General features: G+C 48.1%; 12 protein-coding genes. 3 read left to right on the top strand and 9 right to left on the bottom strand.

Features of this window, described 5'->3' with window-relative positions:
* Nucleotides 1-77: 77 nt before the first annotated feature.
* The 8 genes from MKY48_RS11280 to adhE all read right to left on the bottom strand — a co-directional run bounded on the left by MKY48_RS11280 (nt 78) and on the right by adhE (nt 12,049).
* Nucleotides 78-863 carry a response regulator gene (locus tag MKY48_RS11280; RefSeq protein ID WP_076320853.1) on the bottom strand — a complete coding sequence of 262 codons (786 nt, stop codon included), beginning with the start codon at nt 861-863 and terminating at the stop codon, nt 78-80.
* On the bottom strand, nt 841-2,697 hold the full coding sequence (locus tag MKY48_RS11275) for a sensor histidine kinase (RefSeq protein ID WP_098743108.1): 1,857 nt from the start codon (nt 2,695-2,697) through the stop codon (nt 841-843). The genes MKY48_RS11280 and MKY48_RS11275 overlap by 23 nt, the downstream gene beginning before the upstream one ends.
* Nucleotides 2,698-2,719: 22 nt before the next feature.
* Nucleotides 2,720-3,547: a carbohydrate ABC transporter permease gene (locus MKY48_RS11270; protein ID WP_213645192.1), complete on the bottom strand. Its 828-nt coding sequence runs from the start codon at nt 3,545-3,547 to the stop codon at nt 2,720-2,722.
* Nucleotides 3,547-4,431, bottom strand: coding sequence for a sugar ABC transporter permease (locus MKY48_RS11265; protein WP_076320851.1), 885 nt, complete (start codon nt 4,429-4,431; stop codon nt 3,547-3,549). The genes MKY48_RS11270 and MKY48_RS11265 overlap by 1 nt, the downstream gene beginning before the upstream one ends.
* Nucleotides 4,432-4,522: 91 nt before the next feature.
* Nucleotides 4,523-5,881, bottom strand: a complete 1,359-nt coding sequence (locus tag MKY48_RS11260; RefSeq protein WP_339292936.1) for an extracellular solute-binding protein — start codon at nt 5,879-5,881, stop codon at nt 4,523-4,525.
* A 205-nt stretch (nt 5,882-6,086) separates the two neighbouring features.
* Complete coding sequence (pflA, locus tag MKY48_RS11255; RefSeq protein WP_213645194.1) at nt 6,087-6,830, bottom strand: pyruvate formate-lyase-activating protein; 744 nt, start codon at nt 6,828-6,830, stop codon at nt 6,087-6,089.
* A 43-nt stretch (nt 6,831-6,873) separates the two neighbouring features.
* Nucleotides 6,874-9,120: a formate C-acetyltransferase gene (gene pflB, locus MKY48_RS11250; RefSeq protein WP_339272092.1), complete on the bottom strand. Its 2,247-nt coding sequence runs from the start codon at nt 9,118-9,120 to the stop codon at nt 6,874-6,876.
* Between the two features lie 319 nt (nt 9,121-9,439).
* Nucleotides 9,440-12,049 carry a bifunctional acetaldehyde-CoA/alcohol dehydrogenase gene (gene adhE, locus MKY48_RS11245; RefSeq protein WP_076320847.1) on the bottom strand — a complete coding sequence of 870 codons (2,610 nt, stop codon included), beginning with the start codon at nt 12,047-12,049 and terminating at the stop codon, nt 9,440-9,442.
* A 276-nt stretch (nt 12,050-12,325) separates the two neighbouring features.
* On the opposite strand from adhE, the gene MKY48_RS11240 reads away from it, so the two are divergent.
* Both MKY48_RS11240 and MKY48_RS11235 read left to right on the top strand, forming a co-directional pair.
* Entirely contained in the window at nt 12,326-13,054 is a 729-nt protein-coding gene (locus MKY48_RS11240; protein WP_098742928.1) for a Crp/Fnr family transcriptional regulator, read from the top strand.
* Nucleotides 13,055-13,142: 88 nt separating this feature from the next.
* Nucleotides 13,143-13,301, top strand: coding sequence for an asparagine synthase (locus MKY48_RS11235; protein ID WP_071223816.1), 159 nt, complete (start codon nt 13,143-13,145; stop codon nt 13,299-13,301).
* A gap of 161 nt (nt 13,302-13,462) precedes the next feature.
* On the opposite strand, the gene MKY48_RS11230 is transcribed toward MKY48_RS11235, so the two are convergent.
* The gene (locus MKY48_RS11230; RefSeq protein ID WP_339292935.1) at nt 13,463-13,888 is read right to left on the bottom strand and encodes a transposase; all 426 of its coding nucleotides are present in this window, start codon (nt 13,886-13,888) and stop codon (nt 13,463-13,465) included.
* Nucleotides 13,889-14,465: 577 nt separating this feature from the next.
* Here MKY48_RS11230 and MKY48_RS11225 point away from each other — a divergent pair.
* Entirely contained in the window at nt 14,466-15,581 is a 1,116-nt protein-coding gene (locus MKY48_RS11225; RefSeq protein WP_339292934.1) for an IS110 family transposase, read from the top strand.
* The last annotated feature ends 294 nt before the right edge of the window (nt 15,582-15,875 follow it).

The raw sequence follows: 15,875 nt of genomic DNA, 5'->3' as shown, positions 1-15,875 counted from the left end.
CAATTTAAAGGACTTTGCAAGCCAGGCGGGATTGATCTAGTGATGACTTTAGCAGCCTGCATGGGTCCTATTAAAACCTATACCGTTGCCTCTCCGGACATTTCCCGGAATTCGGATGGCGTCATGCCGGTAGCCTTCTGAAATACCTTGGTAAAATACCGCCGCTCATGATAACCGACGAAGGAGCCGATCTGAGCGATATTCTTATCGCTGTTCACCAGCAGGAACTTGGCTGCCTCCATCCGCTGTCTCGTCAAGTACTCCACAAAGGTGAGTCCGACATGGTTCTTAAACAATAAACAGAAGTAGCTGGAGCTGATGCCCAGATGCTCCGAAAGCTCCTCAATCCCCAAATCCTGCCCCATATGGGTATTGATATACTCCAGAGCAGACGTTACCAATTGTTCCGGCGTTTTCTTTACGGCTTCGGGATTCGGAGCCTCATCAATTAGCGAAACGGTGCTGTAATACTTCTCTTTCGCCCTCTTCTTGCGGATTTCCTCCCCGATATCACGAATCTTCATCTCGAGTTCCCCGTAATGAATTGGCTTACTGATGTAATCCTTGACGCCCAGCTTAATTGCTTCCCGGGCATATTCAAACTCCTGATATCCCGTCAGCAAAAAGATCTCCGCCCGGCTTCCTTTCTCCCGAATCTTCGTTATAAAGGTCAGTCCGTCCATGACGGGCATCCGGATATCACACAGGATCAGATCCGGGTTGTACTGATCCGCTACTTCAAGTGCTTCCATCCCGCTTCGGGCAAGTCCGACAACCTTCATGCCCATCTCTTCCCAAGGCAGAACCTTGCTGAGATTGTTCAGGATGGGAGCCTCATCATCAACTAATAATGCCTTCAACATGCTGCCCTTCCCCCCTGTCATAATTGGGTATGACGCATTGTATAACGGTGCCGCCGGGGCGGCTTGAGCATATGAACAGACCGTAATAATCCCCGTACTGAATTCTAAGTCGGTCAGCCACGCTCCGCAGCCCAAGTCCCCGTCGTTCCTGGTTCACTTTGAGATTCTGCAACGTCGTCTGTTCGGATCCGTTATCCTCGGACACCATATATTCAAACATGGACAACTGCTCAGCGGTCATGCCGAGTCCGTTATCCTCGACCCGAATAATGACATTACCGAGTTCCTTCCATGCAGAGATGCGTATCCATCCCGTATAAGAAATGCCTTCAAAGCCATGCTGTATGCTGTTCTCAACCAGCGGCTGCAGCGTCAGCTTCAGGATACGGCTGTGCATAAGCTCTTTCGGCACGTCAATCTCGTATTCGAACAGGTCCTCAAACCGAAACTTCTGGATTTCAAGATAACTCTGCAAGTGCTTGATTTCTTCATCCAGCGTAATTTCTTCCTTCTCCTGAATACTGATCCGCAAGATGCTGGCAAGCCGGTAAACCATCTCACTGACCTTGCGTCCTTCATTCTGGACAGCGAGAACATTGATTGATTCCAAGGTGTTAAAGAGGAAGTGCGGCTTGATCTGCGCTTGCAGCACACGCATCTCCGCGTCGGTCTTCTGCCTCTGCTCCTTCTTGATCTGCGCAAACAGATTGTTGATCCGGTTCATCAAGTTGTTGAACCCTTTCGACAGCAGCAGCAGTTCATCCTCTCCCTTCTCTTCAACTCTCGCGTTCAAATCCCCATCTTCAACACGGCGCATAAACCGCACGATAACAGCGATCGTCCCGGTAATCCGATTCATAAACAGACGATTGAACACAATCGCGGTAACCAGACAGAGGCCCATAATGACGAAGAACCACTTGGCAAAGGAAGTAACCTCTTGCGATAACGAGTTCCAGTCAGTCACCGAGACGAGATTCCAGCCGTAATCATTCAGATGATAGATAGAAACAATATTCTCTTTGCCGTTAAACTTGGCTTTAAAACTTTGGTAGCCTTGCTTAAACTCAACGTCATGCTTCATATATTGACTGATATTTTGACCATCCATATCGTTATTGGGGTCAAATAGAATGAAGCCTTCATTGTTGACCAACATAAAAGATGTGTTCTGCAGATTGTTAGGGAGTGTCAAATTGCGGAAAATTTCTTCAAACTCCCACCTCTTGATCTGGACGACTAGAATGCCCAGCTTGCGGAGTGTCGTGACATCCTTAATCAGCCGGATCTGGGTGAATACCGGATCCGCTCCCGTCAACTCCGGAAATTCGTGCGGAGCCAGCCATTTGGGAATTCCGTTAAGCTGAACCACCTCTTCATATAAAGGACTATTCTTAAACTTTTCATAAGGCAGCGTCCTGAAATCTTCTTTACTGAATATAGGAATCGGTGATGATTCTTTATTAAAATGATATAAAAACGCATAGCTGATCGCAGGATGATTATATAGAAGATTCCGAAAGCTTCGCTGTCTGTCGTTTAATTTCAGCTGGTCCGCATTGGATTCCTTAATCAGGTTCTGGGCATCGGGATCCTTGGCGTTCAGCGCCATGGCGAAGACGGAGGTGGCAATCCCGTTATCCGTGACGTACTCCATCTCCTTAAACACGTTCAGAATGCTGTAGCTGATTGCTTTAAGGGAATATTCGGCTTGCTGGCTGTACTTTTTCTCAATCGAATTGTAGGTAATAAAGAATGTAAATAGGCCCAGCACAAATAACGGAATAATAATGAGCCCCAAAAAGGCTGTGAATAGTTTGTTCCGCAAATTCATACGCATGCTCCTGCTCCTAGTATTACCCCTTGACACTTCCTGCGGTGACGCCTTCAATGATCTTCTCTTGCAGAACGGCATAAATGATAAGGACCGGCAGCACGCTGAATATGATACCCGCAGACATTTGTGCGTAGTTCATATTGTAGGCGTCCCTGAAACCGACCATGCCGACAGGCAGTGTTCTCAATTCATCATTCGATAGGAAGTAGTTAGCAAGCAAGAATTCGTTCCAGTTACCCAGGAAATTGATAATAAATACGGTAACGATAGCCGGAACAGTCAGAGGTAAGATAATTCTAGCAAACAACCCTCCGGACCTCAATCCATCAATAACCGCAGCCTCCTCGATTTCACCGGGCAGCGACCGCATGAAGGCAGCCAGTATAATAACCGAGAACGGGATGGCATTGGCAACATAAGGTAGAATCAGGGCCATGTGCGTGTTCAAAATATCCAACTGCCTCATGATGCCATATATCGGCAGCATGAGAGAGTTATTCGGAATCAGCATGCCTATCAAAATACATTGAAAGACGATGGCGCTAATCCGGTTATATCTCATCCGCGTCACGGCAAAGGCCAGCATCGCTGCAAACAGAATCGACAAGCAGGCTGACAGCACGCCGATGTATAAGCTGTTCCAGAAATACGTGCTAATCTTGGCGTTCACCCATGCGTTCACATAGTTATCAAATACCAGCGTGCTTGGCAAACCAAAAGGGTTCGTTGCAATAGACTGGTTATCCACCTTCACGGAAGAGAACAGGACGAACAGGAAAGGATATAGTATGACGAGCAAGTAAGCCATCAGAAAAATGTGCGGGATCAGTTTCTTTATTGCTCTCATCAGTATTCAATCCTTTCGTTGCGTCTTGCGACCAGCACCTGGTAGAGCACCGTTACGATAATCGTGAAGAGGAAGATCAGCACGGCGATCGAGTTGCCAAAGCCATGCTTGAAGCTCGTGATCGCATATCGAATCATATATGTCGCCATAACGTCGGTTGAGCCGGCCGGCCCGCCCTTGGTCATAACCAGTATAATGTCCGCCGCTTTCATGGCTCCCGCGATCGAAAGCATGATCACAACAGAGATAATTGGCATAATTAATGGAAGCGTGATTTTGGTTGCTCTTTGGACCCCTGTCGCGCCATCAATTGCCGCAGCCTCATCCAGCTCTTTGGGTATGGATAGAATTGCGGCAAGAACCATCACGATGTAAAAGCCAGTCCATTGCCATGCATTCGTGATCAGGATGGCAATCATGGCCCATTTGCTATCCGATAACCAGTAGATGGGTTCAATTCCAACCAGCCCTAAAATCTCATTCATCAGACCAAAGTCCGGGTTGTAAATGAATCCCCATAAAATGCCGATCACAGCCGTCGACATGATGGATGGTGCAAAAACCGCCGTTTTATAAAGTCCCTTCAAACGCTTCACGTTTGCGATTAACAGGGAGAAGAATACGATCGTCGGAACCTGGATCAAACAGGAAAAGAGAATGAAATAAACATTGTTCCTGACAGCCTTCCAAAAAGCATCATCATTCAAGGCTGTCACATAGTTATCGAGCCCAATGTACTTCACATCTTTGGAGATGCCATTCCAGCTCGTAAAGCTGTTGTCAAACGCAGTAAAGATCGGGTATATGAAAAAAGCCAGAAACAATAAGAATGCCGGCAGCACAAAAACGATGTAAATCAGAGGATTTCTCAGCGCTTTGTTCATGGTAACCTCCGTTTTTATGTCTGATGTTGTTTAGGCGAAAGGGCACCCCCATGTACCGCAGCGGGTGGCGCCCTTTCGTCTAGAATTTTAGTTATTCCTCTGAAGCATTGGCCGCTTCTTGCGCTGCTTGCACATTCTCCAGCATCTTCTCGGCATCAAGCTCTCCGCCGATGACCTGCTGTATGCCCATGCTCAGTGCAGTGTTTACGTCGGCTTGAACAAGTGCATCAAAGGCAGGGAAGGATTTTTTGATCTCACTGACGCCTTTGAAAATGTCCTGCATAAGCGGATCATCCGAAGTGGAGTTCATTGTTGCCAGATCCATCTTCATTGCCGGCAGTACACCGTCTTCTTTCAGACCGCGCAGCTGCATTTCATCTGTCCACATATTTTTAATGAGTTCTTTAACCGCTTGAAGTTTACGAGGATCTTCTGCTACCGCTGCCGAGAATCCATATCCGTTGTTTGCGTCCTGCATGACGATGACAGGGTCGCCTTCATTAACCGGAGGCAGGTTGAAGTATCCGACCTTATTTACCAAATCACCTGCTTGAGCCGGATCTCTAAATACGGAGTTTGCCCACGATCCGTCCATCATCATGATGGCTTCGCCAGTGATCATTTGGTTTCTCATGTCCGCATATTCGAAGCCAAGCTCGCCTTTTTTGAAGTATCCCTTCTCAACCCATTCCTGGTGCTTCTTCACACCTTCCACGACTTTTGGATCGGTCCATTTGGTTTCCCCGGTTTTGAAGCCGTAAGTAACCTCTGGCCCTGCGTAATAGCTCCACAGGTTGTTCGTGGTCATGAGCGGAATCCAAGCATCCTTGGAGGATTGGGCAAAAGGAATCTTCCCGTCGGCCTTTATCGTTTCAGCAATTTGCTCCAATTCAGCCAATGTTTTAGGAACGTTCAAACCTTTTTGGGTGAAGTAATCCTTGTTATAGAAAATACCCTCAATGGAACCCCCAATCGGCAATCCGTAGATCTTGCCGTCATGTGTAAATGGATCCAGTGTCGTAAATTTGTCTTTAATGCCCAGTTCATCCAAAATTGGGGTCAAATCAAGCATTAAGCCTTCTTTGGAATATACGCCTGCATCCGGGCTGCCGAACACATCGAATACTTCCGGCGGCTTACCGGCTGCCATCTCGCCTCTCAGTTTCTCTTTCCGGTTCACTTCAGAGTCCACAGCGTCCAGCTTGATTTTCAGCCCGGGCACCGCCTCTTCGGTTTTACTGACAACATCGTTCAGCAATGCGAGACGGAATTTCTTGGATTCACCTACTTGCGTATGGCGAATGGTGATTTCAAACGGCTCATTGCTGGCCGTTCCTTCCGAACCACCTGACGGTTTTTCTGCTGCCTTGTCACCGCCGCCGCATGCAGACAAAAGCGTGGATGAGACGAACAGAAGCGACATTAATAATGCCAGACCCTTTTTCTTCATTGTCTTTGACCCTCCCGAAGTGTTTGTTTATTTGATAGGCGTTTTCCTCACATCTTCATTATAGAAAGCGATTCCATTTTTCGATAGGCCGATATTTTTCTTGCCAAGGGATAAAATCTTCTACAAAAAAAACAACAACCTTTCCATATGGGGAAAGGTTGTTGTCAGTAATCGTAACGCATATATGAAATTAATTAGAAATCTATTAGCTCTGGACAGTCTCTATTTTCTTGGGTATCTCACCAATCAATCGGTAAGCGCGTGCCACTTCTTCCTCGGAAGGTGAAGGTACGCCCTCCAATGGATAAGCCATGCCGAGCTCCTTCCATTTGTAAACGCCCATCTGATGGTAAGGCAAGATTTCGAATTTCTCGACGCCGTGCAGCGTCCGAATAAATTGACCGAGCGCAATCAAGTCTTCTTCGCTGTCATGGATGCCCGGCACATAGACGTGGCGGACCCACATGTTCCGATCATGGTCAGACAGCCAGCGGGCCGTCTTTAACGTCCTTTCGTTCGACTTCCCGGTGAGCTTGATATGCTTCTCGTCGTTGATATGCTTCAGATCAAGCAGCACCAAGTCGGTAAACTCCAGCAATTCCGAGATTTTCTCCGGTTCATTATAGCCGTTGCTGTCCAGCGTCGTATGCAAATTCCAGCGGCGCTTCACTTCCTTGAACAGCTCCGTGACAAAGGGATACTGCAATGTCGGCTCACCACCGGAGACGGTTAACCCGCCGCCCGATGAACGGTAGTAGCTCAGATAAGGTTCAATCTCAGCCAGCACGTCCTCCACCGTCATCTCGCGTCCTTCATGCAGTCCCCAGGTATCCGGATTATGGCAGTATTGACACTTCAAGAGACAGCCCTGCATGAAGAGCACAAAGCGGATACCCGGACCGTCCACCGTTCCGAACGTTTCTATGGAGTGTACATGACCTTTTAGCATGGTGCGTCATCCTTTCTGTATCCGCTAGGGTTGTCTTCCATCCTTACATCGATCCGTGGAACGTACGGTTAATGACATCGAGCTGCTGCTCACGCGTCAGTTTGACGAAGTTAACTGCATAACCGGATACCCGAATCGTTAACTGCGGATAATTCTCCGGATGCTCCATCGCATCGATCAACTGCTCCCGGTCAAATACGTTGACGTTCAGATGGTGTGCCTTGCTGCCAAAATAACCGTCCAACATCGCAACCAGATTGTTCACACGGATATCACTTTCTTTACCAAGGGCTTTCGGCACGATCGAGAACGTGTTCGAGATGCCATCAAGACTATCCTCATAAGGCAGCTTGGCCACGGAAGTCAGCGAAGCGAGAGCTCCCTTCTTATCGCGTCCGTGCATCGGATTTGCGCCCGGCGCAAACGGCTCGCCTGCCTTACGTCCATCCGGCGTGGTTCCTGTTTTCTTGCCGTATACGACGTTCGACGTAATCGTGAGCACCGATTGGGTCGGCATTGCGTCACGGTAAGCCTTGTTCTTGCGAATCATGCTCATGAAGGTCTCGACCAATTCAACGGCGATGCTATCCACGCGATCATCGTTGTTGCCATAGCAAGGGAACTCGCCTTCGATTTCAAAATCCACTGCAATTCCTTGCTCATTGCGTACCGGCTTCACCTTTGCATATTTAATTGCACTCAGTGAATCCGCTGCTACGGACAGGCCTGCGATGCCGCATGCCATCGTGCGCAGGATATCCCGGTCGTGAAGCGCCATCTCAATCCGTTCATAGCTGTATTTGTCATGCATGTAATGGATAACGTTAAGTGTATTCATATAGAGCTTCGCGAGCCATTCCATCATCGGCTTGAATCGCTTCATGACTTCATCATAACTCAGGACCTCGGCAGCGATAGCCGGATATTCCGGTCCAACTTGGGCGCCTGATTTCTCATCCTTACCACCGTTGATCGCATAGAGCAACGCTTTGGCAAGGTTTGCTCTGGCTCCGAAGAACTGCATCTGTTTCCCGATGCGCATGGCGGATACGCAGCAGGCGATGCCGTAATCGTCTCCGTAAATCGGACGCATGAGATCATCATTCTCGTATTGAATCGAGCTGGTTTCGATGGAAACTTTCGAACAATATTTTTTGAAGGCTTCCGGCAGCTTCTCCGACCATAACACCGTCAAGTTCGGTTCTGGAGCAGGTCCCAAATTATACAAGGTATGCAGGAAACGGAAGCTGTTCTTGGTCACTCTCGTCTCACCGTTTATCGACATGCCGCCGATGGATTCCGTTACCCACGTTGGATCCCCGCTGAACAGCTCGTTATAATCCGGCGTACGTAGGAATTTCACGATCCGAAGTTTCATAACGAAATGGTCGACCAGTTCCTGAGCTGTTTCTTCCGTTAGCTTGCCTTCAGCCAGATCCCGTTGAATATAAATATCAAGGAAAGAAGATACCCGGCCAAGCGACATCGCAGCACCGTTCTGCTCCTTGATCGCGGCCAAATAACCGAAATACAACCATTGGAATGCTTCCTTCGCCGTATTTGCAGGTTTGGAAATGTCAAAACCGTGCATACCCGCCATTTCCTTCAGTTCCTTGAGGGCCCGCATTTGCTCAGACAATTCTTCCCGCAAACGGATAACCGGCTCATCCATAGCATCCACTTCAAGCTCACCGAGTTCTCTCAATTTGTCCTGAATAAGAGCATCTACACCGTATAGCGATATTCTGCGATAGTCACCAATGATACGTCCGCGACCGTACGCATCGGGAAGTCCCGTAATAATTCCGGCCTTGCGCGCTGCTCTCATCTCTGGAGTATAGGCATCAAACACGCCTTGGTTATGCGTTTTGCGTATGCCGTTAAAGATATCTACAACGGCCTGCGGCATTTCAAAGCCGTATGCGTTGCACGCATCAATCATCATCCGGATCCCGCCAAAAGGCTGGATCGAACGCTTGAACGGCTCATCGGTCTGAACGCCGACAATCTGTTCTTTATCCTTATCCAAATAGCCAGGTTGATGAGAAGTGATGGTTGAAGGTGTATGGACATCCACGTCCAGTACCCCGCCGTTGTCCCGTTCTCTCTTGGTTAAATCCGATACGATATCCCACAATGCTTTGGTGTTATCCGTGGGTCCTGCCAAAAATTCATCAGAGCCATAATAGGGAGTAATGTTCTCTGCAATAAAATCATTAACGTCAATTTGCTTGGTCCATTTACCTGATTTAAAACCTTTCCAGCCTGTTTCTTTTTCAATCACCGACATATTGAATCCCTCCTAGATTTGCTGGGGCTTGCAAGGACAGGCGAGGCCACACCTTGATCTATCTCAGATCTTTAAATGTGATTATTTTCACGATCAATGATGCCACTACCCCGCCTTGTACCTTCAAGCTTCTTTATCAAAGACCTGAGATTCAGCTTCTTGCTACACCTTTATTGTAGTCCTGTTGATCCCTCGCATCTGTGATATTAATCACAAAGTTATCTTTTCCCGTGATTTTTATCACTCCGAGTCTAGTCTTGCATCACTTACCTCAACATATTCCCGGATCTTCATGATCGGCATTCAGAGCCTATCCTATTTAGAACCGACCGTAGAATGCGTTGCGGTAAACTTCTGCGAGCTCTGTCACCAGCGGCAGCTTCGGATTGCTCGTTGTGCACTGGTCTTCAAAAGCCCGGTCCGCCAAATGCTCAACATTCTTCTCGAAATCTTTAGGATCGATGCCAAGCTGCTGGAACGACTCTTCGATACCGAGCTTGCTGTTCAGCTCCCGGATCGCGCCAATCAGACTGTTTACGCCCTCTTCCGTTGTTCTTGCCGGCAGCCCGAGAATCCGTGCGATTTCAGCATATCTCTCATCAGCCACAAAGTGGGTATATTTAGGCCATGCCGCGAATTTTGTTGGCTTCTTGGCGTTGTAACGAATGACGTGAGGCATCAGGATCGCATTGGTGCGTCCGTGTGCCGTATGATACTGGCCGCCCCACTTATGCGCAAGACTGTGGTTGATGCCAAGGAACGCATTCGCAAAAGCCATGCCGGCAAGCGTCGAAGCATTATGCATTTTCTCGCGGGCGAGTTTGTCACCGGTAAGCGCCGACTGCTCAAGATATTGGAACACCAGTTGTATGGCTTTGATGGCAAGCCCATCCGTATAATCGCTGGCCATCACCGATACGTAGGCTTCAATAGCATGTGTCAGAACGTCCATACCGGTATCAGCTACCGCTGTTTTAGGCAGCGTGTATACAAATTCCGGATCGATAATCGCCACATCCGGTGTCAGCTCATAATCAGCCAGCGGGTACTTGGTATTCCCCAGCCCTTTGTCCGTGATGACGGCAAACGAAGTCACTTCCGAGCCGGTTCCCGACGTTGTTGGAATGGCAACGAATTTCGCTTTCCGTCCAAGCTTCGGATATTTATAGACCCGCTTGCGGATATCCATAAATTTTTGCTTCAGATTGTTAAAGTCCGTATCCGGGTATTCATAGAACAGCCACATCGCTTTCGCTGCATCCATTGGCGATCCGCCGCCGAGGGCGATAATGCAGTCCGGCTGGAACCTAGCAAGCATCTCCGTTCCGCGTTCTACTGTCGTTGTTGAAGGATCCGGCTCGACCTCCGAGAAGACCTCGATGGCCACTGGCACTCTGCGCTGACGCAGATAATGCTCTACCCGCTCCACATAACCCAGCTTCACCATCATGGGGTCGGTAACGATCGCAACACGGGTGATTTCCGGCATTTTCGCAAGATACTGCGTGGAGCCTTTTTCAAAGTAAATTTTGTCCGGTACTTTAAACCACTGCATATTCACGGTTCTGCGGTTCACCCTTTTCACGTTGATTAGATTGACAGCCGTCACGTTCGACGAAGTGGAATTACGTCCATACGAGCCGCAACCCAGCGTCAGCGATGGCAGGTTCGTGTTGTAGATATCCCCGATACCGCCTTGCGAAGAAGGCTGGTTCACCAGGATGCGGCAGGTTTTCATCCGATCCGAGAATTTCATAATAATGTCCTCATTGTGCGAGTGGATCACCGACGAGTGGCCCATGCCGCCAAAAGCAACCATCTCTTCAGCGCGTGTTATGCCTTCCTCGGCATCCTTCACCTTATAACAGGCCAGAACCGGACTCAGTTTCTCGGCGGACAGCGGGTAAGCCGGACCGACCCCTTCCAGCTCGGCAATCAGGATCTTGGTGCTTTCCGGTACCTCGAAACCGCAAGCCTCGGCAATCTTAGCTGCCGGCTTTCCGACAATGGACGGATTAACCGCACATTTCTCCGATACCATCGCATGCGCAGTCAGTTTCGCCAGCTCTTCCTTGTTGACGAAATAACAGCCGCTGGCAATCATTTTTTTCTTCACTGTATGATAGATAGGCTCTTCGATAATGACAGCCTGCTCCGAAGCGCAGATCATGCCGTTATCAAAGGTCTTCGATAAAATCAAATCGTTCACTGCTTGATCCAGATCCGCGCTCTTCTCTATAAAGCAAGGCACGTTACCTGGTCCTACGCCGAGGGCCGGCTTGCCGCAGCTGTATGCCGCTTTGACCATTGCCGAACCGCCCGTGGCCAGAATGCAGGCGACGTCAGGATGATTCATGAGTGCATTGGTTTTATCCATGGAAGGAGCTTCGATCCACTGGATGCAATCGGCAGGAGCACCTTGTTTCACGGCGGCATCCCGCAGTATCAGCGCGGCTTCCCGGCTGCATGCCTGTGCGGAAGGATGGAATCCGAAGATGATCGGGTTTCTTGTTTTAATGGAGATCAGCGCCTTGAATATCGTTGTGGAGGTCGGATTGGTTACCGGTGTTATCCCCATGATAATCCCAATCGGCTCTGCTATTTTTTGAAAGCTGTCATAGGCGTTATCTTCAATAATACCCACCGTTTTGTCGTACTTGATGCTGTTGTGGATATACTCTGTGGCGAACAGGTTCTTGATAATCTTGTCTTCGTACACGCCGCGTCCCGTTTCCTCAACCGCCATCTTCGCCAGCTGCATGTGCTTCTCAAGGCCTGCCATGGCCATCGCCTGTACAATCCCGTCGACCTGCTCCTGATTCAATTCCATAAACTTTTCTTTGGCTCGATTCGCCTTGTCAATCAGCCCTTGAATGTACTCCGATGCTGTTTGTCCTTTAACTTCAACCGTTCCTTTGCTCACAGCCATATCTCTCATCCTCCCATGGTTCATGTTTCTTTCTCGTCTACGCTTTGATCGTAACACAGCCTTCTCTAAATTCATGTGAAATATTTCACAATATAAATATTTTTCTTTTCTGTGTAATTTATGCCTGTCTTTCCCTCCTTTTAAGTGAAAGAGATCACAAAGTTTGAAAATTTGCCACGATTTCCTTCTTATTCTCCCCCAAAAGTGAATGTTTTCACGTTATAATGTATTTAAAGATTAAACAGATCAAATTTTAGGATGTTAGGGGATACCAACATGAATACTACTGTAGACCATGTAATGGAAATCGAAAACTTAGGGAACACGCAGTGCTTCTCGGAACAAAACCGCAACCGTCTGCTGGTCAGCATGAAGGAAAGGGTACTCCCTGAAGGATCCCATTTGTTCTGGGAAGGCGACTTTGCCGACAAGCTGTACTACGTTAAACAAGGAAGAATTAAATTAACCAAATCGACTGATGAAGGCAAAGAGCTCATTCTATATATGTACCATCCAGGAGACATGGTCGGGCAAGCCGATCCATTCTTCAGCAACAATCACAGTTTCTCGGCAGAGGTGCTGGAGGATAGTGTTGTCGGTGTCATCGAGCACAAGGATCTGGAGCTGCTGATCTGTCAGCATTGCGACTTCGCCATTGATTTTATGAAGTGGATGGGCATACACCACCGCATCACCCAGACCAAATTCCGGGATCTCATGATGTACGGTAAGCCCGGTGCTTTAACATCGACACTGATCCGTCTGAGCAACACCTACGGACAGCATCAAGCGGATGATACCATTCTCATCAACAAGAAGATTACCCACACCGATCTATCGAACATGATTGGGGCCACCCGCGAAAGCGTGAACCGGATGCTGAGTGACTTACGCAAAAAAGATGCCATCGAATATGCCGGCGGAATGATTGTCATTAAAGATCTTCCGATGCTGCAGGAAATCTGCCATTGCGAGCTGTGTCCGAACGAAATCTGCCGGATTTAATCGGCCTTCTCCCTTCTGTGCATAATATACAGTCATCTGCTTACAATAAACCTTGTCTTTCCAAACCAAATTAAAGGGAGTGCTCAGCATGCGTGAAGGATTGATTCCTGCTGTTCTTGGAACTGTGGTTTCTGCTTCGGGTGCCGCTCTGCTTGGCAGCAAGTATAAACTTGCCGCAACCGGTATTCTCGGCTTCGGACTGGCTCATATTGTGCTTGGTGCGATTGACCTGGTGGAACATCGGTAAAGGATTTGGAAGACAAGGTACACAAAAAGAAACCGTTTCTTGGTAAATGGAAGGACAACTCACCATTTACCAATGGAACGATTTCTTTGTTTACTCATTAGGTTCCACTTCATCTGCTTGGCTTGGAGGTAAAGCCTCCAAAACATCTCGTTCGTATATCGTTAAAGAAGGAGCTGTCTCCATAAGTAGGTTTGCTCACTTGACGGACGGTTCGTCCGATTAAAAAATGTGTCAAATAAAGAAATGGCGGTGCTCAGGATGTTATCTCCTTGCACCGCCATTTCTTGCTTTTCGGTCCGTTGCCTCTTGCTTGAGCAGATTATGGCAAGCGAAAGGCATCCGACCTCTAGGCTCACTTTCGTCAGTCCTCGAAGCAGAAATCGCCAGAATCCCCGGTTATTCTTCAACTGCCCAAACACACTCTCCGGTTCGACCATTCGCCGCACCGACAACGCATAGCCTTCCTCACTTCGAAGTTTCTCTCTCACTTGCTGCTTGTAACGAAGATACCTGAGACTTACGCTGATTTCCCGGTTCCCTTGAGCTTTCGTGCAAGTAGCTTTGCATGAACACCCTTCGCAGCTCACGCTTCGATAGTGTCCTTCCGTATTTCATATCCCTTACCATCCGTTTCCTTGCTTTCATAGCGAAACCGCAGCTTTCGCCCAGCCGCACACGTCCATGTATCTTCTGCTTCGTCGTACTGCCAGTTGTCTAGCTTGCTGATATCTTGTTGCCACTTCGGTTGACCGATTCATTGACGATGCGAACAAGATGATAAGGAGGAATGTCATCCACCAAGTCCATTGGCAGATAAAGTTGGTCCATGGTATATTGAATGTACAAAGAAATTGTTCCTTTCGTAGATGGTGGGTCGCACTTCCATTTTACCAAGAAACGGTTTCTTTTCGTATGTCTAGAGTATGTTTTCGCACAACGTAGCGGAGAGGACGAAACGATTCCGGACAAGCGAGAGCGGTCGCCTTTGTCCCCGAATTTCATCCTTGCCTAGTACCATTTCAAGAAATTTGGGGGCAACAGTTATCATGAACGAGACAGACTCCCCGTAATTGCAACATCTTAGGTTAATTTTGGGAATAATGGTGTAGTAGAAGCTAAACCAAAACCAAAATCAGAGCTAAATTGCAAAGGAGAGTCTGTACTATGAAGGATACCATAAAATACGTAGGCTTAGACGTGTCGAAGGAAAATATTGCTGTATCTGTAGCTGATCCAGGAAGAGAAGGCGCTCGGTATTTGGGCACGATTCCTCATACCGAGTATCACATCTTGAAAGTATTGAGGAAGTTAGGCCAACCCAATGAATTAAGCGTTTGTTACGAGGCAGGTCCAACAGGATATCCTTTAGTTCGTTTGCTAACTGCACATGGATATGACTGCATTGTTATCGCCCCATCACTTATGCCTAGTCGTCCAGGAGAACGGGTAAAAACGGATCGTAGGGATTCGATGCGTCTGGCACAATTACTTCGAGCAGGTGAATTAACACGTGTGCATGTACCTACTCCAGAGGAAGAAGCGCTTCGTGATTTGGTACGAATGCGTGAAGATGTTAAGGAAGATCGAGCTCGAATCCGGCAGCGGATCGGGAAGTTTCTCCTTCGTCATCAGATTGCACCTAAAGAGCCACTTCGCCGTTGGACGGCTAAATACCGGTTATGGTTAGGACGTATTCCATTCGAGTCCGCTTCTCAACGTTTGGTTCTGCAGGAAATGCTGCATCAGATGGATGAAAATGAAGAACGTCTGAAGCGTATGGAAGCAGCCATTCACGAAGAAGCCACGGAAGGGCACCACGCCCCCTTAATACAAGCCCTTCAAACCTTACGTGGAGTAGCTGAAACGACAGCAACAGGAATCGTAGCGGAAGTGTGTTCATTTACCCGGTTTGGTAATGCGAAGGCTTTCATGGGGTACACAGGTTTGGTGCCGAGGGAATACTCAAGTGGCCAAAGCCGATGGCAGGGAAACATTACGAAATCGGGGAATACCCACCTTCGTCGTTTATTGGTCGAATCCGCTTGGAGTTACCGCTATAAACCTGCGCTACAAGGAGAGTTAAAGAAACGTCAACAAGGAAAATCTCCTGAAATTCAGGCCATATCCTGGAAGGCACAGCATCGACTACATCGAAAATACACGAAAATGCTGTCAAAGGGTAAGCCTAGTGGCAAAGCAGTTGTGGCCGTGGCGCGTGAACTAAGTGGATTTATTTGGTCGATTGCCCGAGAACTTGAAGAGAAAAGGATAAATAGGTGATCACCATTCCTATTGGAATCTAGTCGTATTGTATTCAAGGTGATCCCGTTCCCCCAAAAACAGGTGGAAGATGAAAAACTGAGTTAGAAGGCAAAGGGAAAAGCCGTAAGAGAGAATCCACGTCCATCGCTATGTGCCATCCCTCCAAAGGAAACGACGCACGACAACAGTTCGTGGTGCACTCTCTGCAGACGGAGAGAAAACATGCGGTATACAAAACCCGCGGATATCAGACTGCTCACCGTTGATAGCTTTTGCCTTCTAGTTCAGTTTTCACACCCTCTCTTGTATAAA

The organism is Paenibacillus sp. FSL W8-0187, assembly GCF_037969755.1.
Classification (GTDB): Bacteria; Bacillota; Bacilli; order Paenibacillales; family Paenibacillaceae; genus Paenibacillus_AQ.
The sequence above is the reverse complement of the archived record's forward strand: the minus strand, read 5'-3'. Positions and strand labels throughout refer to the sequence as shown.